Raw genomic sequence first — 23,931 nt, 5'->3', positions numbered from 1 at the left:
TATTTCCTTAAACAACGCAATCTATGACTTTTATATCGCTCGGTGTTCGTGAGGTTAGAAGCGAACTAACGCTGAACCCCAGGTAAAACCACCACCAAACGCTTCTAATAGAAGGTTCTGTCCACGCTTAATGCGACCATCGCGAACCGCCTCATCTAAGGCCGTTGGTACGGTTGCTGCCGAAGTATTACCGTGGCGATCAAGTGTTAGGACGACTTGATCCATCGACATACCCAGTTTTTTCGCGGTTGCCGAAATGATGCGATAGTTCGCTTGATGAGGAACCAACCAATCGAGGTCCTCTTTGCTCATATCGTTCGCGCTTAGTGTATCTTTAACTAGTTTCGATAGCTGAGTAACGGCAACTTTGAATACTTCGTTACCCGACATGTTCAGCCACTTATCGAGTTCACCGCCACGTACAGGCATTTCAAGACTGAGAAGATCGCCAAAACGACCATCTGCATATAAATGCGTCGAAATGATGCCTGGCTCTTCACTAGCACCCAAAACCACAGCACCGGCTGCATCACCGAATAGGATGATGGTTGAGCGATCAATTTCTTCGACCGTTTTAGATAGACAATCTGAGCCAATCACCAATACGTTTTTACACATTCCTGAACGGATATGTTGATCAGCAACTGACAGCGCGTATACAAAACCTGTACATGCTGCAGCCATATCAAAAGCAGGGCAACCTTGAATGCCAAGTTTTGCTTGAACTTGACAAGCCGACGAAGGAAAAGCGTGGCTACTACTTGTTGTTGCAACAATAATTAGATCGATATCATTCTTATCGATGCCTGCCATCTCAATGGCTTTCAAGGAAGCTTCGTAGCCCATGTCTGCAACGGTTTCGTCCTCTGCAGCAATTCTACGTTCTTTAATACCTGTGCGAGTGACGATCCATTCATCTGTCGTATCTACCATTTTCTCTAGATCTGCATTGGTGCGGATCTGAGACGGCAGGTAGCTGCCTGTACCTAAAATTTTGCTATACATGAAGACTAATACTGCCTCTCGAGTAACACTGCTTCTAGACGATCGCTTATTTGGTTTGGCACTTGGCGTTTAACCTCGTGAACCGCTTCGCCTATTGCATTAACAAGCGCTGAAACATCAGCACTTCCGTGGCTTTTTATGACAATGCCGCGCAATCCTAACAAACTTGCCCCGTTATACTGGTCGGGGTTCAGTGCTTTAACTTCGTTTAATACATCAGAAAACAGCAATCTAGCCAGCCATCCCTTGATTGTAGAGGTGGATAATTTGGCTTTAAGTTTGTTGATAATAAATTGCGCAGTTCCTTCGCAAGCTTTCAATGTTGTGTTACCAACAAAGCCATCGCAGACAATGACATCTGCGCTGTCGCTGAGTAACTCATTTCCTTCAACGAATCCAATATAGTTAATAGATCGGCATTGTGTCAGCATTTCTGAGCAACGTTTGACGAGATCGTTACCTTTTATTTCTTCTGCACCGATATTCAATATTGCGACTCTAGGGCTTCGTCCAAGATGTTGCTCAGCAAGTGCGCTTCCCATTACAGCAAACTGAAATAGAGAATCGGCATCGACAGACGCATTTGCGCCAAGATCTAGCATCCAGGTTTTTCTGCCTTGTGCAGTAGGTAGAGCGGAAACTAACGCAGGTCTATCTATACCAGGGAGGAGCTTAAGACGGAATCTTGATAGTGCCATTAGCGCACCGGTATTACCGCCGCTTACGCACGCGTCAGCTTGCTCGGATTCAACTAGATCAATCGCTATACGCATAGACGTATCTTGACTGTTTCTGAGGGCGAAGGAAGGCTTTTCGGAATTCGAAATGACTCGGTCACTATGCATGACCGTAAGACGGTTACTGTTTTGGTAACCTAGGTGTTTGAGTTGCGTGTTTATTGACGGCTCGTCGCCAACAAGCACCACTTTTAGCTCTGGGAAAAGCGACAGTGCCTGCACGGCGGCAGGCACTGTTACGGAAGGACCGTAGTCCCCGCCCATTGCATCAAGTGCAACGGTTATATTATGCAAAGGTCAACCTTACTTGTTGATAACCTTTTTGCCACGGTAGTAACCGTCAGCAGTCACGTTGTGACGTAGGTGAGTTTCACCTGAAGTTGCGTCTACAGATAGTGCAGCTGAAGTTAGCGCATCATGTGAACGACGCATGCCACGCATAGAACGTGACTTCTTGCTTTTTTGTACGGCCATGGACCCTACTCCTATGTTAGTAATTTAAACGTCAGTAACTCTGTTACTCACGCTTTAAGCTCTTTAAAACATCAAATGGATTTGGCTTATCTTCTGGAACCTCTTCCGGAATATCTCCAAACACCATGTTGTTTGAGTCAACGCTACAGTCTGCTATATCGTGCATTGCGACTTGAGGCAGGTTTAAGATGAACTCGTCTTCAACTAATTGTATGAGATCGACCTCACCGTACTCATTAAGATCTACCAAATCGTAATCTTCCGGTGCGTCCTCTTCACTCTTCTCACTATAGTAAGGAGTATAAGTGAATTGAACTTCACACAGGTGTGTGAAAATCTCATTACAACGCTGACATTCCAAATCAACTTCGATGTTAGCTTTACCAGAGATAACAACGAGTCGCTGTTCATCATGCCCAAAGGACAATGTCACTTCAGCATCGCGTTTTACGCTACTAACTGACTCGCTCAGACGCTTGAAAAGGCTGACTTGGATGATGCCATCGTAGTCGAGTCTCTTCTGTGCCGTCTTACCCGGGTCAACAGTTCGCGGTATTTTTACCTTTTGCATAGGGCGCGAATATTATCTTCCAAAACGGATTTAGTCAAAGAAAAAGGCGAAAAAGTTGTACTTTTTTTGCCTACAGATTAAGAATCTAACAATATGTCCAGAAACTGCAATTATGATAAGAAAACTGAGCCCAAAATGAAATCCACAAGACTCATTTTAGCGTCCACTTCTCCCTTCCGTGCTGAGCTTTTGAGCAAACTGGCACTAGAGTTTGAAGCGAAGGCACCCAATGTAGATGAAAAAGCCCACTCAAGCGAGTCTGCAGAGCAGTTAGTACAGCGTCTTGCACTTGAAAAAGCGCAAGCTCTCGGAGCGGAGCCCGATGCTATCGTTATTGGAAGCGATCAAGTGTGCGTCATCGATGGCCAGATTATCGGTAAACCGCTCAACAGAGAAAATGCCGTAAATCAACTCTCTCAACAGAGCGGTAAAACCATTCGTTTTTATACGGGTCTTGCCGTCTACAATACCGAAACCGGCACCTCAGACGTCACAGTCGACACATTCGATGTCAGCTTCAGAAACCTAACACAAAAGCAGATTGAGCGTTACGTCGATATTGAGCAACCCTTCTACTGTGCTGGCAGCTTTAAAAGTGAAGGGCTTGGTATCACTTTATTTAGTGCGTTAAATGGTAAGGATCCAAACACCCTAGTCGGACTGCCACTGATCGATTTGATCACCATGCTAGAAAAGCACGGAATCTCCCCACTCGCCTAAGCGTTGGCTGACCATTAACAAAAAAGCGAAGCTGTAAAGAGCTTCGCTTTTCTACAAATCGCATCACCGAAAATCATTGCATCGTTTTCAGCTTATTCAGAGCGCGTTGTAGCTTAGGTTCCATCTCAGCGTGGATTTCCATTTTTTCTTCTTTGCCTGGGTGCGTGAAGATGATATTTGCAGCGTGTAAGAAGAGTCGATCGAGACCTACCTTTGCGGTATACGCATCAAATCGACGGTCCCCGTAGCGATCATCCCAAGCTATCGGGTGTCCAGTATATTGCGTGTGGACGCGAATCTGATGCGTTCGACCGGTGATAGGGCTTGCCTGAATCAAGGTTGCCTGCTCGTAAGACGCAAGAACCTTGAAACGAGTTTCCGATGCTTTTCCGTTGGGGTTCACTCTAACAATACTGTTCACTTCATTTTTCAGAAGTGGCGCTTTCACCACCTTACAGCTCGGCTTCCATTTGCCCATCACCAACGCGTAGTAGTATTTCTGAACCGTCTTCTCACGGAACTGAGCTTGCAGGTGACGAAGCGCAGAGCGCTTTTTCGCGACTAGGAGAATACCAGAGGTATCTCTGTCTATACGATGCACCAACTCAAGAAATCGAGCTTGCGGTCTTAGCGCACGCAGTGCTTCGATGGCACCGAACTTAAGGCCACTCCCGCCATGCACGGCTAACCCTGATGGCTTGTTCAACACCAACATGTGATCATCTTCATAGATAATTTGGGATTCAAGCTCCGCCACCTTGTTGAGATTAGTATTGAGCGGCGCTTCAGGCTCTTTCTCTTCTAGAGTTACAGGAGGAATACGAACCAAGTCGCCTGCTTGCAATTTATATTCTGCCTTCACACGCTTTTTATTTACGCGCACTTCTCCCTTGCGCACAATTCGGTACACAACACTCTTTGGGATGTTTTTTAGTTGGTTACGCAGAAAGTTATCTATGCGTTGGCCAGCCATATCGTCGTCGATGTCGACGAATTGGACTTTTGTTCTTATTTCACTCATTTCGTCATTATAACACTCAAACTCTCAAGAAAAGAACGCTTTCTAAATGTTGATTGCCTAAGGTTTGGTAGAGAAAACCTGTCAAAGTTGTCGGAATGTAACCTTTTGGACAAGTTGTGGATAGTTTTTGACCACCCAAGGACGAGGTTTCCCCCACCCACATTTTTGCCCATTTAAATCAGTACATTATCCGTACAGACGCGATGAAAGCTTGGTTTTTTTCTGTGGTTTAGACTAAAGCTGATTGCTGATATTTGGTTGCGCTGCTATAGTTCACAGCTGCAATGGATAATTAGATTCGATTTTCTATTTGTCGCTATTATCTTTGAGCAATTAAATGTTGAGTAGACCGCTTAGTATTGAAACGCAGCAACTGGCATAAGACGTTGATAGCTAGGCCTTCCTTGTCACCTACTCACGTACTCGTGTTTGAGTAATACCGCCACAGACGCGGATCACACAGCCTCAGTCCTGTGTGATGACTGTAGTGCCCACGAGCATCCCTTCCAGCCGGGAGGCTGCATTAAATAAAGCCATGGGATCAGGCACCGCGAGTTACGAAACCTGTGACAAGAGCAATGATGAAAACAAAGAAAATACAACGAGAATTTCTGTAATGAAAAGAATGTTAATCAACGCAACTCAAAAAGAAGAGTTGCGTGTTGCTTTGGTTGACGGTCAGAAACTGTTCGATCTTGATATCGAAAGCCCTGGCCATGAGTCAAAGAAAGCAAATATCTACAAAGGACGTATCACTCGAGTTGAGCCTAGCCTAGAGGCCGCATTCGTTGACTACGGTGCCGAACGCCACGGTTTCCTCCCTCTTAAAGAAATTGCAAAAGAATACTTCCCACAAGGTTACACCTACCAAGGTCGTCCAAGCATCAAAGATGTATTGAGCGAAGGCCAGGAAGTCATCGTGCAAGTTGAAAAAGAGGAGCGTGGTAGCAAAGGTGCTGCACTGACAACGTATATCTCTCTAGCAGGTAGCTACTTGGTTCTTATGCCTAACAACCCTCGTGCTGGCGGTATCTCTCGTCGTATCGAAGGTGAAGAGCGCACTGAACTTAAAGCGGCACTGAGCACACTTGAACTCCCTCAAGGTATGGGTCTAATCGTCCGTACCGCGGGTGTAGGCAAGAGCGCCGAAGAGCTTGAGTGGGATTTACGTTTCCTTCTAAACAACTGGGAAAATATTAAGGGCGCAGCGGACCAAAACCCTGCTCCGTTCCTAATTCACCAAGAAAGTAACGTCATCGTCCGCGCACTGCGTGACTACTTACGTCGCGACATTGGTGAAATCCTTATTGATAGCAACACGATTTACGAGCGCGCGCGCCAACATATTCAATTGGTACGCCCAGACTTCGTAAACCGCGTGAAGAAGTACGACAACGAAGTACCGCTATTTAGTCACTACCAAATCGAAAGCCAGATCGAATCTGCCTTCCAACGTGAAGTTCGCCTACCTTCTGGTGGCTCTATTGTTATCGACCCAACAGAGGCGCTTACCTCTATCGATATCAACTCTGCACGTGCAACAAAAGGTAGTGATATCGAAGAGACAGCTCTCAACACTAACTTAGAAGCGGCAGATGAGATTGCTCGTCAATTGCGTCTTCGTGACCTTGGTGGTTTGGTTGTTATCGACTTTATTGATATGACGCCAGTTCGTCACCAACGTGAAGTTGAAAACCGTCTGAGAGAAGCGGTTCGTATCGACCGTGCTCGCGTACAAATCGGTCGTATTTCTCGCTTCGGTCTTCTTGAGATGTCTCGCCAACGCTTGAGCCCGTCTCTAGCAGAAGCAAGCCACCACATCTGTCCACGTTGTAGTGGTACTGGTGTTGTACGTGATAACGAATCTCTCGCACTTTCTGTACTTCGTTTAATCGAAGAGGAAGCACTAAAAGACAACACATCGCAGGCTTTAGCGATTGTTCCAGTGCCAATCGCTTCTTACCTATTGAACGAAAAACGTCGCTCTATCAACCATATTGAGCGCGTTCAAGAAGTGAAGATCACCATCGTTCCAGATTCAGACATGGAAACGCCGCATTTTGAGGTTATCCGTGTACGTGAAGGCGAAGAGCAAGATCTCCTGTCTTACCTGCTACCTAAGAAGCTAGAAGCGCTGCGTGAAGCTGAAGCTAAAGAAGCGGGTGAATCAGAAGTGAAGCCGCGTAAGGTTGAGCAACCAGCCCTTCAAGGCTTTGCAACTCCAACGCAAACTGCGCCAACACCAGCGCCAAAAGCGCCTGAGAAGAAACCAGCTGCTGAGCCTAAAGCTGAGAAGCCGGGCCTATTCTCTCGTATTCTTTCTGCAATCGGTTCTCTATTCGCTTCACCTGAAGCAGAGAAGAAAGAGCCAGAGAAGAAAGAAGAAACAAACAAAAACCGCAACAATCGTTCGCGCCGTAACCGCAACAACGATCAGCGCCGTCGCAACAACAAAGAGTCTCGTGACAACGATCGCAACAAGAATCGTCGTAACAAGCCTAACCGTGACCGCGATGAAGAGAAAGAGACGCAAAGCAACGCTCAACAAGAGCCACGCAAATCTCAGAACCGTCGTAACAAGCAGCAAGACCGTCGTAATAAGAAGCGAGATGAAGCTGCTAACAAATCGAAGGTAGAAGAGCAAGGTAAGCAAATCGCTGCTGACGTACAAGCAGAGAAGAAGAGCCCTCGTTCAGAAGATAAGCGCTCAGAAGAGAAAACTGCCAAAGTCAAAGAGCGTCGTCAACGTCGCAAACTGACTAAGCAAGTTCGCGTTAAAGACCAAAATGCCAAACAGGAAGAGCTCGCAGAGCAACAAAATGTCGCAGCTGTAACTCAAGCGCCTGTTGAAAAACCACAAGCGCCAGAAGCGTCTAACGAAGCTGGGGCAAAAGAGGAAGGTAAGCAGCGTCGCAACCGTCGTTCTCCACGTCACCTACGTGCAAGTGGTCAACGTCGTCGTCGTGGTCGTGATCGCCGTCCTAACCCATTCCGTCTTCGCAAAGGTGGCGTTGCTTCACCAGAAATGGCAATGGGTAAAGTGATGCCAAGTTACGGTATTACCAAGCCTAAGGCGAAAACAAAACCTGAAGCGGAAGTGAAGGAAGTTACAGTTAACGTAACTGGTATGGCGATGCCAGAGATGGCAATGGGTAAAGTCATTGTAATGCGCAAACCAGAGCCAGTCGTGACGCCAGAAGTTGCTGCTGAAGTCGTTGAGACGCCGGTGGTTACCGAAGCACCTAAAGCCGTTGAGGCTCCAGTTGTTGAAACTCCAGTTGTTGAGCCAACGGTTGAGGCTCCTGTGGTTGAAGCACCTGTCGCTGACGCACCAGTAACTGAATCTACGGCGACGTCTGACGCTAACGTTTCAGAAGAAGTCGTAGAGGTTGTTGCTGAAGCGCCGAAAGCACAAGAGCAAGCTCCAGTTGAAGCTAAGCCAGTTGAAACAGAAGTCACTGCAAAAGCAAGCTTCAAAGGCCATGCTAGTGCGCCAATGGCGAAAGCAGAAGGCAAGCAAGAGCTGGGTGAAATCATCATTAACGCTGCACCGGTAAAAACTGAACGTTACCAGCAGAAAGGTGCTGGTAGCCAAGTCGCTACAAATGCTGCATCAGCGGCGATGACAAAACCTAACTACTAATTGCTAGTCAGTTAGACTAACTAAACGATAAGGGCTGCTATATTGCAGCCCTTATTTTTATCTACAGAAATTTCCGTAACATTTTCTTTCAATATTGAACTTCTCGGTACAATTCTGTAGCATGCCCGACTTTGACTGTTTCATTAGCAATGCATCTTGTCTATAACCATCGAGATATAGATAGCGACGGTAAATTAGTCCTTTTTTGCTCACTGTTAATACGGTTGACACATTTTGAATGTCGAATGTGTGCTGGATGAAATGGATGTTAAACCAACAACATAAGTACGATTAATTTCATGTTTGAATTCCCACAGTTTTCTAAGCACTCAGTAAAGAATGACGTATTGTCAGGTCTGACTGTTGCTCTTGCGCTTGTTCCTGAGGCGGTTGCTTTTGCGTTCGTAGCAGGCGTTGACCCTATGGTTGGCTTGTACGCTGCCTTTATCGTCGGTTTGGTTACCTCTATCTTCGGTGGACGCCCAGGCATGATCTCTGGTGCAACAGGCGCAATGGCCGTTGTTATGGTTAGCCTTGTAGCTACTCATGGCGTTCAGTACTTGTTTGCCGCAATTATGTTGGCGGGTCTGTTTCAGATCAGTGCGGGCATCTTTAAGCTCGGCAAATTTATCCGTATCGTGCCGCATCCGGTAATGATCGGCTTTGTGAACGGCCTCGCTATCGTTATTTTCCTAGCACAGCTCGGCCAGTTTAAAGCACCAGACTTATCCGGCGCCCTCACATGGCTGCCTCAAGATCAAATGATGCTGATGCTGGGTCTTGTTGCACTAACCATGGCGATCATCCACTTTTTACCAAAGATCACGACAGCAGTACCCTCTTCTCTTGTCGCAATTGTCACTGTGACACTATTGGTACAAGGTCTGGGTCTTGATACTCGTACGGTTGTCGACTTCTTGCGCTCAATGTCCGGCGACGATGCTGCGACGTTAGCGGGTTCTCTACCAACTTTCTCTATCCCTGCGGTTCCACTAACGTGGGAAACGCTGCAGATCATCCTACCTTATGCCATCATTTTGGCGGCAATTGGTCTGATTGAGTCTCTATTAACACTCACAGTCTTAGATGAAATGACCAACACCCGCGGCCAATCGAACCGCGAATGTGTGGGTCAAGGTCTAGCAAACGTAACCTGTTCCGTATTCGGAGCAATGGGTGGCTGTGCGATGATTGGTCAGTCGATGATTAACGTCAACTCAGGTGGTCGCGGTCGTCTGTCTGGTATCGTTGCCGCGGTTGCCCTGTTAATGTTCATTCTGTTTGCAGCAGCACTTATTGAGATGATTCCACTAGCAGCGCTTGTTGGTGTCATGTTCATGGTGGTTATTGGTACGTTTGAATGGGCAACCTTCAAGCTGGCTCGCCGAGTACCTAAGAAAGATTTCTTTGTCATCGTGTTGGTAACAGCTGTAACCGTAATGACAGACCTTGCTGTTGCCGTAGCGGTTGGTGTTGTTGCTTCTGCTCTGATGTTCGCATGGGAACACGCCAAGCATATCTATGCTAGCAGCCACATCAATGAAGAAGGTTCGAAAGAATACATGGTTAACGGTCCAATTTTCTTTGGTTCTGCGGCCAACTTCCTTGAGCTATTTGACGCACAAAATGATCCACAAGATGTGATTGTTGATTTTGCGAACTCTCGCGTTACCGACCATTCTGCGATTGAGGCTATTGAAACCTTGGCCGAGCGTTATGCGACGGTAGGTAAAACCCTACACTTGCGCCACCTCAGCCCAGACTGCCGTAAGCTTCTAGACAAAGCGGGCAGCTTAGTTGAAATTAATGTTAAAGAAGACCCAAGCTACAAAGTTGCAACCGACGTATTAGCTGGTTAATCGACAAATACTAAAAAGGGGTGGCAACACCCCTTTTTGTTTACTTTGATTGACTAATCTTGTGAAACCTTCACTCTAGCTATCTCGTTCGAGTTATCTGCAAACTGGTTTTTCAGCTCAGCTTTACTCTTGAATGTAATGTCTCCACCCGCGGCAACCGACATATGCTGTGGCTCAACATTGTGCTTCGACTGATAAAGCATTACAGCCTGCATGCAAGAGTCTCTTTGTTCTGGTGATAATCGACTGCCCTCTGGCCATCGCCCAGTTTCTGTCGCATAAAGCAGTCTTTCATACACATCTGGTGTCATTGCTTCTAATAATTGTTCTACATCCATAATGAACCTTCTTGTCGTCACACTAATTATTTTCAACCGTCTCACTGTCTGGATAGCACTGCCTTGATAGCAGCACCGCTATTTTGTGGTTCTGAGAGGTTAATTCATTACTCGAACCTTAACCTGATGATACACTGAGTCAAGTTGAGCTAGATAAATCAGTGTATTCGATCACAAGTAGTAAAATGAAATTACCCCATGCTTTGCTTGTTTTTTTAAGCGCGTCAATGTTAGCAGGCTGTTTTGAGGCTCGCAAAAACACAGACCAGCTTTGCGAGCAAGAACCCTCTCTTAATTGCGCAGTTCTCAATACGTCTGACGGACAATGTCGGATCCCTAGAACCAATCTCATTTGGCATCGATACGAGATGATGAAAGCCCCTAGCGAGGCAAACACCATTGAAGAGTATTATCTGTTGAAAGAGTACAGAAAATGTCTTGAACTCGCCTCGCAAATACAACCCATCGAGCAAGCTGATCTAAAAGCGAGACGCTTTGATGCTTTGATGTATTCCATTAACGAACAAGAACGGGTCACGAATTCATTGAGTGGCTCGACGTCACCAGAAACCCTCTATTTTCTTTGGAGTGAAACTGGCGACCATAACGCGCGCCGACGCTTTCTAGAGATGGAAGGCTCTCCTCAGTTGGATACCGCGGAGCTTCAGTACGCGCTTGCCACTTACTATATCTCGAGAGATAAGAATAAAACCTACCAACTATTGAACCGTTCTCTTGAACTTTCAAGTGGCGGTAAAACAGTAAACAAGGACGTCATCAAGGCCTTGGCGAGCGTAACGCAAAGCTTAAACCAACCACAACAATCGTTTCTCTGGGCTATGGTCGCGAAACAGTTCGATATTCCTATCGCTTCCGATAACGAGCTGAGGTTGATGTTTAACTTAAACGACAGTGAATACGAACAGTTAAAAAGCCAGGCCAATACCGTTGCCAAGGCAATAAAAAATGGTAGTTACTCGCCAACTCTATCTCGCTAAGCACGGAAATCACGAGACTACTACGTTTTAACTGAAACGAAAAAGCCCCAAGCAAATCAATGGTTGGGGCTTTTTTTATTTTGATTAGTTTAACTTAACGATTAGTGAAGCTTTAGGTTAGGACGAAGTACTCGGTTAATTCGACCAACCAGCATCATCAAACCTGTCTTTAGCATGCCATGAAGCGCCATTTGGTGCATACGGTATAAAGAGATATACACCACACGTGCAATACGACCTTCTACCATCATCGAGCCTTTAGTTAGGTTGCCCATTAGACTACCTACTGTTGAGAAACGACTCAAAGAGACAAGTGAACCATGATCGTTATAAACATAAGGCTTCAACTCGCGGTTGTTTAGCTTAGCCACGATATTACCAAACGCGCGTGTCGCCATCTGGTGCGCAGCCTGAGCGCGAGGTGGGACAAACTTGCCGTCCGCCTGCGTACATTGTGCTAAATCGCCAATGACAAAAATGTCATCGTCGCGTGTAGTTTGCAGCGTATCTTTAACCACTAACTGGTTAATACGGTTAGTCTCTAACCCTGCAATGTCCTTCATGAAATCAGGCGCTTTAATACCTGCAGCCCAAACCATGATCTGTGCCGGGATGTGCTCGCCGTCTTTTGTTGTCAAACCTGATTCGTCTGCTTGCGTTACCATAGTCGCAGTACGTACTGTCACACCAAGCTTAGTCAGCTCAGAATGCGCAGCACCAGAAATGCGTGGAGGAAGAGCCGGTAGGATTCGCTCACCCGCTTCAATCAAGTTTACGTTCAGCTTGCTCGAGTCTAAATCACCAAAACCGTAAGTACGTAGCTCTTTTACTGCGTTGTGCAGCTCGGCAGAAAGTTCAACACCCGTTGCGCCCGCACCCACAATAGCGATATCAACAGTACCTTGACCATTTTTCGCATGTAGCTTCAAGAACTCGTTGTTCATTTCTGTACGGAAGCGATGCGCCTGTTCAGGGCTATCCAAGAAAATACAGTTATCGCGTACACCAGGTGTGTTGAAGTCATTAGACGTAGAACCAATGGCAAGTACGAGCACATCATAATCGATTGTGCGACTTGGCATCAGCAGCTCACCCTGCTCGTCTTTCAACTCACTAAGTGTAATGTGCTTGTTCTCGCGATCGATATCTTGAAGGCTACCCATTTGGAAATCAAAATGATGGTTTTTCGCGTGTGCACGGTAGCTTAATGCATCGACACCTTCATCCAATGAGCCTGTTGCTACTTCATGCAGCAATGGCTTCCATAAGTGGCTAGCTTTACGGTCTACAAGCGTAATATTGGCGCGCCCTTTACGTCCTAGTGTTCGGCCTAACTTGGTTGCAAGCTCTAGTCCGCCTGCCCCACCACCTACAACGACAATATTAGTCACAATGGCTCTCCTAAAAAGTGAAATTTGAAAATTGAAAATCAAACGTGCCTCGATGTTATCCAAGCACAAAAATTCTTGTCATTATGCGTAAACCTTGGCCACTACACGGTGCCCCTTACGCGTTACATTTACAGTTTCACTTCACATATCGGTGCAAAATCGTCACTTTTTGCACATTTTGGGCAAGTTCTCTTCTTGCTCTCAATTTTTTTTGATATTTATCAACTATTGTGGAACGGTTTTATTATATAGAGCAAATCAATGTCCGCAACTATTCAATGGGATTATTTTTTCACACCGAATTAAATGACTATTTCTCAAACGATTTTTCTATCAATAAAAAACGGCCCTACTAAGAGAGCCGCTGTCTTTAACATAGAGCACGCATAAATGTCGCATGCTATTGTTTGGTTATTGAGCTAACTTGAATGCCTTCATCGCTTGTAAGTGCTGAGATATCTTCTTGAACTTGTGAGTCTGTGTTTCATCCCACGTCACATCGTAGTAATCACTTAGTTCGTCAGCGGTCTCTTGGTTGTCACGAATCTCGTCTTCACGAGATAAAACAACCATACACTGTTTTGCGTTCTTGGTACGGAACTTCTCTACACACTTGGTCGCGATATCTTCGTACTCTTCAGGACGGTCGATGCGCCCTTGCATATTTTCTTCTGGGTGAAGGTTCGGGTTGAAGATAACCTGTTTAATTCCACACAAGAAGCCGATACGCTCAGACCAATAGCCACCTAGACCCACACCACAAATGAGCGGATTCGGATCGGAAGACTCCTGAACTAACTTATTAACCTCTTTGAGCAGAAACTGCATGTCGTGCTTTGGATGAAGAGTGCTGTAGTTGACGAAGCGAACATCTTCATCAATGAATTGCAACTGAAGAACCTTTTCATGGTTGCCTGGGCTTGTTGAGTCAAAGCCGTGAAGATAGATAATCATAGTACCTCTCGATCAGTCCTGTAATGGTACGCTTTCCTTAAATCTAACATGAAAGCCATAACTTCAAAGGGGTTAAAGGCCATTTAGGATAAAAGAACTAATAAACAGTGATCCATTCAACAATTTCGTTGATAAATTTGTTCTGCCGTGGTGTAAAAATCGCCACTTTCCCAAACTTGCGCGGCCAACACATACCAAAGCATTGCCATAAGGTCGATATGAGGTTTCCAGTCCATCATGTCAGCATACCAATCCTCAGGGCACTCTACTGCGTGATACTTCTGATAGAGCGTTAAGCCATCTTTGAAGTCCAGCCCTAACATATCTAACGTCATCGCTAAGTCCAACGTTGGTGATGCGATGGCGGCGTACTCCCAGTCAATCACAGCGATATCACCTTGAGATTTGAGTAAGTTATGAAAGCCAAAATCAAAGTGGCAGATCGCACTCATCGAGGACCTAAGCTTTGGTGGCGCTCGAAATGCTTGATAGAAAGAGTTATAGCGCGCTTTTAAGTCACTATCGTGAATGTGAGACCAATAGTGGTCTACCTTTGTTTGAAAATCGAACTGACGAATCGACGTATCAGGTGCAAGGCTATGAATACGGGCTAATAGTGCAATAGCCGGTTCTGGATCGGGCTGTTGATATGGGCGTCCCTCTATCCATGACACCAAGAAACCTTGCTCATTTTCTTTGAGGACTTGATAGGTTGGTATCGAAGGCGAAACCGCATTGATGACCTTTGCTTCATTTCGACGACAGATATCGAATATCTGACTGTGGAAGGCATTTGCACGCCATACTACCCACCCATAGCTTGGAGTGAGTATGCGCCAACTTCGGTTAGTTAATCCACCAGAAAGCGGAAGTGCCCCGAGGGGCACTTCATTGATAAGAGGAGGAATGGCAGCTAGGTCTGGTGACAACTGCAACGCCTCCTCCCAACTATAGCCTGTTGGCGAAAAGCGACTAGTCAGCTTACAGACCTAGTACAGAGCGAGACTCTTGCTTACGAATTTCGGTCTCATCTGCCCATTCGATCAGACCTGTCTCAAGATCCATTAGACGCATTGTCATTTTGTAGTAAACGTCTTTATCGCTACCCGCTTCCTTCACGATGCTGCTCAGGTTGCCGTATAGCATGTACTGAGCACCCACCATTTGACCAAACTGAATCGCAGTGCTTTGGTTCACAAGCTCATCATTGTTTTGGAAGTTAAGTTGCTCACGAACAGATTCTACTCGGTCCATGTCGACAAAGCGGAACTTACCTGAATTCAACATCTTGGTACTGATGGTGTCGGTGATAGATTCAGTATCAATATGCTCTGTGGTTTTGTTCTTGATGCGCTCTACGAACACGATTGGTCGGCTATCGCGGGTAATTGCCGCAACCGAACCCGACATCAACATACTGTCAACCATGTCACCAGCGATCTTTTGCAGATCCGTTGATCCAAAGTCGATGGTTGTTGTTTCTGTTGCTTGTGCGTCGCCATAGCTGACTTTGTTTGAACAACCGCCAAGAATGACAGCCAAACCTAACAAAGCAATAATACTCTTTTTCATTTTGTTTCCTTAGTCTTGCTTACGTTTCCACATGTGGAAATTAATCATCAGCTCCGCGCAACTGCACACGGAAATCTTTACCATTTGGATTTACAGACACCTCTGACAGGGTAATAGTTTCATCACCCCTCAAAATCGCACGCTTCCAAGGTGCCTGCTTAGTGTTTACTTCCAACCCTTGTTCATCGTACCAATAAAAACGGTACTGAATAATTTGGTCAACAGAGGTTGTGTTAGAAAGTTTAACGACCGCTCTTGGGTGTCCATTAGTATCAACCGTAGAAATGTCATCAACAGAGAACTTGTCTCCCATCCTCTCGTCACCGTAAAGTACGGTTTGAGTTTGACCTTCTATCTTAATACCCGCTGTTTTGTTAGATGCACAACCAATTAACGAGAGAAGTACACCTATTGCTACTAACCACTTTTTCATCACATCCTTCCTAATTGCTTATGCCAGATTGTGGCACTTCCACCTTGCCTAGATACCCATACGAGGGCGGTCTGACGGTCTCTTACTTCAAAAGTATAGTCCTGACCATCAACAGAAACGGTATGCTCACCCGCTTTTACGATTTTACTCGCCGCATTCACACTGCCTGGAAGCGTTTGCCAACTTCTTGTATCAGGCTGCTCTGTTAAGGTGTTCCATACATTGAAAAGAAGATTCCCTACATCGTCGTCCTTTGCGGTGCTCTTACGAATTTGGTCTTTGGCGTAGACCCGCAGCGCCTGTCTTAGCAAGATGGTTGGCATATTTTCCGTTAGTTGCTGCTGTGCCATCAGATTAACGTCAACCAGTTCATCTGTTTTCACCGATGCACTATCCAATGTCAAAAGTGAAAGCTTGGGCGAGACGCTTGGAACATAATATGGCAGCGCAACAGTATAAAGAGCCGTATTGCCTTGACTGTCATAAACAGGCAAAGTCAGATTCCAAGACTGCATTGCAGATACCACACCTCGCTCCTCTAGGATAATCACTCGACCTTGTCCTTCGGAAACACCCTGTCTATCCCCGTACTGTTTCTTCAGCTTCGCAAGGTCTTGATTTCTACCTGAGCGTTTTGCAACTCGAATGGCAGCCTCAATCACCGCTTCATTGTCAGGGGCGACAGCAAGCGCTCTGGTGTAGTCAATGTAGGCACCATTCAGATCATTAGACGCTTCATACAATAAGCCCGATAAATACAGCAGATAGCCATTTTGTACCGCTTTTAGCTTATTTCCAGCATCTGGATAGCGCGATAACACAGATCCAAGATTAGGCGACAAACCCTTTTGCTTTAACTCGTTCTCGGCGGACTGAAGGTCTTTCTCTCTGGCTTGCCTCGCGCGCTCTTGAACCCGATTTGCTCGTCTAACTTCGACCAACGCGCCATCTAGATCGTTTTTCTGAACATAGTTGAGACCAAGATAAAGGTGCAAAAAACCAAGCTCATAGTCAGGCGGCACATACTCGGTAATATTGTCATTAACCGCTAACGCACCAACACTCGTTGCGGTATCACTTATCGATATCAGGGCCTTGTCTTGCTGGACACGAACGGCTTTATCACTAACCTCTAACGCAGACTTACTCTCTGGGTAGTCTGCATTAAGAAAATCGACCCGCCCTCGCTCAAAGTTATCCAAAATATCTCCCGCTACCACATCTTGTGGTAATGCGGCTTGCGCTTTTTCATACTGACCAGATTTAACAGACTGATAAACGATAGTATTTTGCTGAGTATAATGACTAAACAAGTTACCGGCAGAGAGCCCCGCACAAGCCGTCAAGGTCGCAGTAAGTGCAATAGTTATAGTATGTTTTACGCAACGTTTTAGCATGAGTGATAAATAGAATTGACTCAGATTATAGTGAAGCTATGACAACAACGATCCATAATGGTTGCAAATGACTTTTTGTTTGCCATTGATTTTACTATTGCCATAGCTAACAAGATTAGCCGACTAGCAGCGGGCCAAGTGGACGACCACCAACTAGGTGCATGTGAATATGGTAAACCTCTTGTCCACCGTAAGAGTTGCAGTTCATGATTAAGCGATAACCATCTTCAGCAATCCCTTCTTCTTTAGCAATCTTCTTCGCCACAGTGAACATACGTCCCATCATGGCTTCGTCTTCCGCTTCAATATCGTTAACTGTTGGGATCAACTTATTCGGAATGATCAAAACATGACTTGGAGCACGAGGGTTAATATCGCGAAATGCCGTCACCAAATCATCTTGGTACAACACATCAGCAGGAATTTCTTTGCGAATAATTTTGCTAAAAATGGTTTCTTCAGCCATGAAGCACTCCAATTTCCAAATCAAATAGAAAGAACAAGGCGAATTCTCGCCGCATTAACAAAGTATGCACCATGGAATTAGGGATCACAATTGAAAGCAATCTCCAACTAGCTACTTGTTTTTATTATTGTTCAAATCTTCAGCGTGTCGACTTTTTTGCTCAAAGCCTCAGCTAACAATTCTTCATAAAACTATCAGTTTTATTGTGTTTTTGATGAGTGCGTCATAAAACGTAGCACTGCTTATTCGTTATATTTCAGTTTTTGCTATTTCTAACGATAAAGAGACACAACCCCAAAAAACTAAGCTCAAACATTGATAGTGCTTAGTTTGGTCTAGATGGTCCAGTTAATTTTTGTATCGTTTTTGTATTGCTGCACTTTATAGGGAGAGATAAATGCAGGGTTCTGTAATCAGAAGAATGTACGCCGGCTTTACGCTTATTGTCGTTCTTTTCGTCATCACCATTGGCATAATGCTCAACGGCATGAGTCAAATTCACGACAATTTTGGCTCAGTATCGAATACCTCTTTGCCTCTAGTGTCGATGTCTAACCAAACCAGCGTGGAGCTGCTATCGGCGGATAAGTCATTCAAAGACTTTCTCACTACGCAGAACGAAGAACGTATGGCACTTCGTCGTGAAGAGTTCTCTGCTTCTATGCAAAGTTTTGGCAGCGCACTCGAAGAGCTGGCTCAGGTTAGCCAAGGCTTTCCAGAACTCGAAGCAGCCATTACCGAGTTAAGAGACGTGCAAACGCGATACGATCAAGAAGCGCAGGTTGCGATGGATAACTATCAATCCATGTTCGCAGCTCAAGAACAAGTTCAGCAATCAACCCGTCGCTTCCAAAAGCTTAATACTGACCTGTCTGTCGGCATGAAAGAATATGTGGATGATGCATCAAGCATTTCAGTCAAAGTCATGGCGAAGAGCTACTTCATCAAACTAAAAGATGCAGAGCTCATTACCTCTGATGCGCTAGCAAGCAGCGATACAACGTTCGTACAAGATGCAGTAAACAAAAACCGTAAAGCCGTCACGCATCTTAATTACGCGTTTAACGGTCTTGCGACACAGATGCCAGCGCTAAAGAAAGCGTTTGAAGCTTCGGTTCAACAGTTCTCGAAAGATGTGGGCCAAAAAGGCGGCGTGCTTGATCAACACAATAACTATCTGATCGCACGCGCTGCCCTGTATCAGAACATCGAGAACCTCGCGATTGAAGTAGACGGCGCTATGGAGACGTTGAATGGATTCAACGAATTTGCGACTGGCAATTTAAACCAGTCTCTCGCAAATGCTGGCGATATTTATGACCAAGGCGTTATCAAAGCTATCGGTATCGGCCTTGTGGTGACTCTAATTGCTGTGGGTATCGGCTATCATATTGCGCAAAGTGTCCGTCAGCCACTTAACAGCACGCTGAAAACTCTTGAAAGCCTGACCGAAGGTGATATGACGCAGCGTATCGAAGTGAAATACAACAACGAGTTCCGTCGTCTTGGCAATCACATCAATACCCTCGCGGACAGTCTGCACAATGTCTTGGTTAAACTGAATGATGCGTCTGACAACCTAACAGAAACGGCAAGTAGCAACCAAGCGACATCGGCAAGTGCCCAGCAACAACTTAGTGCGCAAAGAGAGCAGACCGCTAACGTTGCAACCGCAATGACAGAAATGTCACATTCGGTGCAAGAAGTCGCTAACAGCGCGCAAAGCTCACTAAGCAAAGTTCATCAAGTAGAGTCTGCTTCTGAGTCTGGTCGACAAATCATGAGCACCAATATCAGCACCATCAATCAGCTTGAAACTCGCCTAAACGAGTCGGTAGAAGCGGTTGGTGAGCTTCAGAGAATGAGTAGCCAGATTGGAAGCATCTTGGATGTTATCCGCAACATCGCAGAGCAAACTAACCTTCTTGCCCTCAATGCTGCCATTGAAGCCGCACGTGCTGGTGAGCAAGGTCGCGGGTTTGCAGTTGTGGCTGATGAAGTACGCGTACTGGCTCAGAAAACGACCGAGTCGACCACTGAAATTGAAACCATGATCGGCAACTTGCAGTCGAGCTCGAAAAGCGCTGGTCAAGTTATCGAAAGCTGTATGAAAGACATGGAGCTTTCTGTCGAGCAAGCATCGAGCGCAAATGGTGCGATGGAAGAGATTCAAGCCCTGATCATCGAAATTAGCCAGATGAGTACTCACATCTCGCAAGCGGCAGGTGAGCAAAGCGAGACCACAGCAGACATTGCTAAGAATATCGAGGAGATTAACCATATCGCCGATGATAGTTATCAAGCAATGTCAGAAATTGCCTCTACCAGCCAGAGCTTAACAAGCCTTGCCAACCAGCAAAGTGAGCTAGTTCATCGCTTCAAGCTGTAAGGCTAAAAAACACATTAACAGGTCAACTCACTGTTAATAATTCATCAAGAGCGGGATTCCTTTGAACCCGCTCTTGTTTTTTCCCTTCCGTGCCATTATATCTTGAGTATGGCTTGCTTTACTTTTTAAGGACCTAGCGCTTTTCGCGCGACGTCGTCTTCCATTTTCTTCGGCAAGCCAAATGTTGAAGGAAACCCTATGGCCGTTCATGTAGGCATTATCGACCAAGATCCGATCCGCTTGGTCACTCCATTACTTGATGATCGCACCGTCAGTCGTCACATCATTTTCATTGGTGACGAATCCCAATTTGGTATGTATGAGCGTCTCAACGCTGTTCTCGCTGAGCGTGAAATCACGTCAGAGTTTTTCGAAATCCCAAATATCGTCAACACATCTGCGATCAAGCAATCTATCTTGAAGCTAGCAAACACACTAAAAGAGAAAAACCTCGAGGTGAAACTTAACGCTAGCTGTGGCCTTCGTCACCGTCTACTTTCTGTTTACGAAGTATTCCGCACCTTCCATTGGCCAATCTTTGTCGTCGAACCAAACAGTGACAGGATGTGCTGGCTTTATCCTGAGGGCGCGCAAGATGCGCAGGTCCAAGACCATATTACTATCGGTGACTACCTCACAATCTTCGGTGCAAGAGGTGAGTTTACCGATTACGACCTGCCTCCTCAGCTGGACAAAAAACTTTACGACCTTGGAGAGAAATGGGCAAGTAATGCGCTTGAACTTGGTCCTGGCCTGGCGACGCTGAACTATCTCGCGACCACGTGCCGCAAAGAGCAAAAACTGGATGTAGCTCTGTCTGAAAAGCAGCAAGGGTATCGTGAGCTGAACATGCTGATTAGCGACTTGGTTGAATCCCAAATTGCCAGTTACGACAATGGCGTGCTGACGTTTATCAGTGAAGATGCAAGACGCTTCTCTAATGGCGAGTGGCTTGAGAATCTGGTTCATAGCACGGTTAAACAGATCCGCGAGGACGTTCCGACGATTCAAGACCATTCGCTCAATGTTCAAGTATACCGCCAGCTTGGTGAGCGCGAGGTTCGCAATGAACTCGATGTTGCCTCTGTGGTAAACAATAAGCTCCACATCATCGAGTGCAAAACGAAAGGCATGCGAGATGATGGTGACGACACACTCTACAAACTTGAATCACTTCGCGATCTGTTAGGTGGCCTGCAAGCGCGCGCTATGTTGGTGAGTTTTAGACCGCTGCGTCATAACGACATTACTCGTGCAGAAGATCTCGGACTCGCGCTTATTGGCCCTGATGAACTGAAAGACCTCAAGCGTCACCTGACTATTTGGTTCCAAGGCGCAGGTGGTATTGACGAGCGCTCACGTCTGAGTTAATCACGGACGTCAGACACAAAAAAGGCTTGGCAATGACTGCCAAGCCTTTTTAATGCATCAAAGTTCGTTATGCCGACTTCATTTGCTCACGCTTTACTGCCGCTTTGTGCTTCATACCAACAATCAACACACAGACATAAGCCGCGATCGTCAGACCTAGAATCGCGAATGGAAGTGCTGCCCAGCCAAAACCATCAACCGCGATACCACTGATCACGCTACCCATACCGAAACCTAGCGAGATAAAGAACATCATCAGACCTTGCGTCAGACCACCACCCACAAAAGTGAGACGTGCTGCGATAGCTGGCGAAATCATATCCGTCACAGTAATGCCTTGCAGGTAAACAAGGAACAGTGCGAGTGGAATGATGTAATGCAAAGACATGCCCGCTTCAGCAATCACATACGCGATACCAATCACCACGATAGACGCCACTGCAGATAGTTTGAATAGACTCAGGTTACCGTAGCGAGCCACAAACTTTTCAGCCGCAACCAACACAATAAGACCCAGCACTGACGCAACAGATAAGTTTGCCGCTGACAGAGACTGAGCAACGCCATATCCATTTTCTAGAAGGTTAGGGTACTGAGCTTGGAACGCACCTTGACCTGCACAAAGCAAGCCTACTGCGAGCAGGAACAGTCCAAAGTTAGAGAATACTACCTTGGCGATACCCACTTTTGGTGCATCTTCTTCCGCCGCAGCCGCAGCGATAGCCTCGGCATTATCGAGTATACGTTGTGCCGGTTTTTTGTTGGTCAGCATAGTAATCACAGCTAAAACCGCAACAATTGCCATCATCGCCATAAAGCGCATCTCATAAGACCAACCTAAGTCCGTGACATAAGCGAGTGCAATACCAGAAAGCAGTGAGCCAATGATAAGAACCTGCGCCATTCGACCCAGTTTGGAGGCTTCAGTTTTTGCATCGTAGCCAGCAAAAGTGATGAATACTGGGTTAAGCATAAGAAGGATCGCCGAGCCTGTGCCGAAGAAAATCGAGCCGACAGCCATCAGCGTAAAGTTATCTCCAGCTAAAAGGAAACTCGTGCCAGCCAATAGATAAGCGATCATGCCAAATAGCTGAGCTAAACGGTGCGCTTTGTATTTGTCAGCAAGCATGCCGATTACAGGAGCAGCAAGACCCGCAAGACCAAATAGGCCCATTGCTAGGCCAGCATCGGTTGGACTGCCAGTACGAGCAAGGATGAATGAAGGCACCATCATAGGAACGAAAACAATTTGGACGATGCCATAAGCAAAGTGAGCCGAGAACCAGCCTTCTAAGCCGAGTTTTTTCAACATGTTGCAGACCTCTTAAGGAAGATATCCATAGGGTTATTTGATTTAGGGATTAGCACAGCGTTAAGGCATCCTTCCTTTACCCAGACTAATAATAACTCCCTCAACAGGCGGTAATAAGTAACATACTGGTACCCTTCAACGGCTTTCATCTGTTACTCTATGCGCCCTGCATTTCGGAGAGCTTTTGAAGGCCGCAATCATAGCAAGCTCCCCTTTCCCCTGTAATAGTGTGGACTTCCCACTGTCAACATAACACTTCACTGGGCGTCAGAAATGCTATACTCTACCCATCATAACAATAAACTCATTAGCGACAGGTTTTGACGCTAATCCTATAGCTGGAAGTTTCCCCCTATGAACCTTACAAAACTGCGTGTGTTCGCTCTGACAGCTGAGCACGGATCGCTAACAAAAGTTGCCAACATCATGGGTAAAACCAGAACGTCTCTGAGCATGGCACTATCAAGTTTGGAAGACGAGCTGGGGGTGGAGCTGTTTGAACGCACTCGTAACCGCTTAGTAATCAATGAAGCTGGCACTGCACTGCTGCCCGATTGTCGAAATATCCTTAAAATGGCCGAAAGCCTCTACTCAAAGGCTGAGCAATTTCGTCAAGGGGACAGCGATAAAATCCGCATTGCTTATGACGACACCCTCCCATCGAACTTCTGGCGTCGCCAGCTAGTTGGACTCGCCGACGAGTTCCCACACATTTCGTTAACGGCAATCAAAGCGTCAAGTGCCGATATCCCTACTTTGGTCAAAGAGAACCACGTCGATCTTGGCTATGGGCTGGTATTCAGCTCTGGTGACGATCCTATGATCAAGGTTCGTGCTCTGCAAAGAATCCGCATGATGGCCGTTTGTTCACCTGAGCACGCATTAGCCAAACTCACCAACGTCACTAGCACCGATATCACAGCACACCGTCAAATTGTACTTTCCCACCTTTTCGACGAAATTCACCAAGATTTTCGACCGATTTCGAGCAGTACGATGAGTTTCTCCAACTACCAAGAGGTGCTGGAAGCTGTCGTTGATAACCTTGGTTGGGGTATTATTCCAGAGACATTAGTTAAGCAAGAGCTGCGTAAAGAGCACCTGGTCGTGGTAAAACACCCTAATGGGATGTACTACGAGAGCTTTGGTGAGATGTCGAGACCAAATGACCATACCGTTGAGACGCGCCAGGCGTTGATTGATGGGATTGAGGAAGGGATATACGATTTGTTCTAAGGGGAGAGCAACAAATCCGTTCCCTAAACGGCGAAAAGCCGAGC

21 protein-coding genes are annotated in these 23,931 nt (G+C 46.1%); 7 read left to right on the top strand and 14 right to left on the bottom strand.

Annotated features, from left to right (window positions below):
• Positions 1-54 precede the first annotated feature (54 nt).
• From AC6I8U_RS05145 to yceD, 4 genes are read right to left on the bottom strand one after another with little or no spacing between them, the layout of a single operon-like run.
• Positions 55-1,005 carry a beta-ketoacyl-ACP synthase III gene (locus tag AC6I8U_RS05145; RefSeq protein WP_042476757.1) on the bottom strand — a complete coding sequence of 317 codons (951 nt, stop codon included), beginning with the start codon at positions 1,003-1,005 and terminating at the stop codon, positions 55-57.
• Positions 1,006-1,010: 5 nt separating this feature from the next.
• Positions 1,011-2,036, bottom strand: a complete 1,026-nt coding sequence (gene plsX, locus AC6I8U_RS05140) for a phosphate acyltransferase PlsX (protein WP_498017901.1) — start codon at positions 2,034-2,036, stop codon at positions 1,011-1,013.
• A gap of 9 nt (positions 2,037-2,045) precedes the next feature.
• Positions 2,046-2,216 (bottom strand): 50S ribosomal protein L32, encoded by a 171-nt coding sequence (gene rpmF / locus AC6I8U_RS05135; protein ID WP_031493499.1) that lies wholly within the window; start codon positions 2,214-2,216, stop codon positions 2,046-2,048.
• A gap of 43 nt (positions 2,217-2,259) precedes the next feature.
• Positions 2,260-2,787 carry a 23S rRNA accumulation protein YceD gene (gene yceD, locus AC6I8U_RS05130; RefSeq protein WP_042476749.1) on the bottom strand — a complete coding sequence of 176 codons (528 nt, stop codon included), beginning with the start codon at positions 2,785-2,787 and terminating at the stop codon, positions 2,260-2,262.
• Between the two features lie 135 nt (positions 2,788-2,922).
• Here yceD and AC6I8U_RS05125 point away from each other — a divergent pair, with 135 nt between their 5' ends.
• Positions 2,923-3,507, top strand: a complete 585-nt coding sequence (locus tag AC6I8U_RS05125; RefSeq protein WP_498017900.1) for a Maf family protein — start codon at positions 2,923-2,925, stop codon at positions 3,505-3,507.
• Positions 3,508-3,580: 73 nt separating this feature from the next.
• Here the strand turns inward: AC6I8U_RS05125 and rluC are convergent, their stop codons facing one another.
• Positions 3,581-4,528, bottom strand: a complete 948-nt coding sequence (rluC, locus tag AC6I8U_RS05120) for a 23S rRNA pseudouridine(955/2504/2580) synthase RluC (RefSeq protein WP_498017899.1) — start codon at positions 4,526-4,528, stop codon at positions 3,581-3,583.
• Positions 4,529-5,144: 616 nt separating this feature from the next.
• Here rluC and rne point away from each other — a divergent pair.
• Positions 5,145-8,171: a ribonuclease E gene (rne, locus tag AC6I8U_RS05115; protein ID WP_498017898.1), complete on the top strand. Its 3,027-nt coding sequence runs from the start codon at positions 5,145-5,147 to the stop codon at positions 8,169-8,171.
• A 299-nt stretch (positions 8,172-8,470) separates the two neighbouring features.
• The gene (locus AC6I8U_RS05110; protein ID WP_252011648.1) at positions 8,471-10,030 is read left to right on the top strand and encodes a SulP family inorganic anion transporter; all 1,560 of its coding nucleotides are present in this window, start codon (positions 8,471-8,473) and stop codon (positions 10,028-10,030) included.
• A gap of 53 nt (positions 10,031-10,083) precedes the next feature.
• On the opposite strand, the gene AC6I8U_RS05105 is transcribed toward AC6I8U_RS05110, so the two are convergent.
• Positions 10,084-10,368, bottom strand: a complete 285-nt coding sequence (locus AC6I8U_RS05105) for a YeaC family protein (protein ID WP_128648601.1) — start codon at positions 10,366-10,368, stop codon at positions 10,084-10,086.
• A 185-nt stretch (positions 10,369-10,553) separates the two neighbouring features.
• Between AC6I8U_RS05105 and AC6I8U_RS05100 the strand changes: the two genes are divergently transcribed.
• Complete coding sequence (locus AC6I8U_RS05100; RefSeq protein ID WP_498017897.1) at positions 10,554-11,366, top strand: DUF2989 domain-containing protein; 813 nt, start codon at positions 10,554-10,556, stop codon at positions 11,364-11,366.
• Between the two features lie 101 nt (positions 11,367-11,467).
• Here the strand turns inward: AC6I8U_RS05100 and AC6I8U_RS05095 are convergent, their stop codons facing one another.
• The 7 genes from AC6I8U_RS05095 to hinT form a co-directional block, all read right to left on the bottom strand.
• Positions 11,468-12,757, bottom strand: coding sequence for an NAD(P)/FAD-dependent oxidoreductase (locus AC6I8U_RS05095; protein ID WP_498017896.1), 1,290 nt, complete (start codon positions 12,755-12,757; stop codon positions 11,468-11,470).
• Between the two features lie 411 nt (positions 12,758-13,168).
• Positions 13,169-13,711: an alpha/beta hydrolase YcfP gene (gene ycfP / locus AC6I8U_RS05090; protein WP_128648604.1), complete on the bottom strand. Its 543-nt coding sequence runs from the start codon at positions 13,709-13,711 to the stop codon at positions 13,169-13,171.
• A gap of 116 nt (positions 13,712-13,827) precedes the next feature.
• On the bottom strand, positions 13,828-14,646 hold the full coding sequence (locus tag AC6I8U_RS05085; RefSeq protein WP_498017895.1) for a phosphotransferase: 819 nt from the start codon (positions 14,644-14,646) through the stop codon (positions 13,828-13,830).
• Positions 14,647-14,692: 46 nt separating this feature from the next.
• On the bottom strand, positions 14,693-15,283 hold the full coding sequence (gene lpoB, locus AC6I8U_RS05080; RefSeq protein WP_042476725.1) for a penicillin-binding protein activator LpoB: 591 nt from the start codon (positions 15,281-15,283) through the stop codon (positions 14,693-14,695).
• Positions 15,284-15,323: 40 nt separating this feature from the next.
• Complete coding sequence (locus AC6I8U_RS05075) at positions 15,324-15,716, bottom strand: YcfL family putative periplasmic lipoprotein (protein ID WP_042476720.1); 393 nt, start codon at positions 15,714-15,716, stop codon at positions 15,324-15,326.
• Complete coding sequence (locus AC6I8U_RS05070) at positions 15,716-17,113, bottom strand: COG3014 family protein (protein WP_498017894.1); 1,398 nt, start codon at positions 17,111-17,113, stop codon at positions 15,716-15,718. Before AC6I8U_RS05070 ends, AC6I8U_RS05075 begins: the two co-directional genes overlap by 1 nt.
• 115 nt (positions 17,114-17,228) lie before the next feature.
• The gene (gene hinT / locus AC6I8U_RS05065) at positions 17,229-17,579 is read right to left on the bottom strand and encodes a purine nucleoside phosphoramidase (RefSeq protein WP_252011641.1); all 351 of its coding nucleotides are present in this window, start codon (positions 17,577-17,579) and stop codon (positions 17,229-17,231) included.
• A 397-nt stretch (positions 17,580-17,976) separates the two neighbouring features.
• Between hinT and AC6I8U_RS05060 the strand changes: the two genes are divergently transcribed.
• Together AC6I8U_RS05060 and AC6I8U_RS05055 are read left to right on the top strand one after the other, a co-directional pair.
• Positions 17,977-19,968, top strand: coding sequence for a methyl-accepting chemotaxis protein (locus AC6I8U_RS05060; RefSeq protein ID WP_252011640.1), 1,992 nt, complete (start codon positions 17,977-17,979; stop codon positions 19,966-19,968).
• Positions 19,969-20,166: 198 nt separating this feature from the next.
• Positions 20,167-21,339 carry a DUF1887 family protein gene (locus AC6I8U_RS05055; protein WP_252011639.1) on the top strand — a complete coding sequence of 391 codons (1,173 nt, stop codon included), beginning with the start codon at positions 20,167-20,169 and terminating at the stop codon, positions 21,337-21,339.
• A 67-nt stretch (positions 21,340-21,406) separates the two neighbouring features.
• Here the strand turns inward: AC6I8U_RS05055 and AC6I8U_RS05050 are convergent, their stop codons facing one another.
• Positions 21,407-22,651 carry an MFS transporter gene (locus AC6I8U_RS05050; protein ID WP_498017893.1) on the bottom strand — a complete coding sequence of 415 codons (1,245 nt, stop codon included), beginning with the start codon at positions 22,649-22,651 and terminating at the stop codon, positions 21,407-21,409.
• Between the two features lie 354 nt (positions 22,652-23,005).
• Here AC6I8U_RS05050 and AC6I8U_RS05045 point away from each other — a divergent pair, with 354 nt between their 5' ends.
• The gene (locus AC6I8U_RS05045; protein ID WP_252011637.1) at positions 23,006-23,887 is read left to right on the top strand and encodes a LysR family transcriptional regulator; all 882 of its coding nucleotides are present in this window, start codon (positions 23,006-23,008) and stop codon (positions 23,885-23,887) included.
• Positions 23,888-23,931: the final 44 nt, after the last annotated feature.

Source organism: Vibrio sp. KUL80 (assembly GCF_059725495.1).
This window is presented reverse-complemented; position numbering and strand designations above follow the sequence as displayed.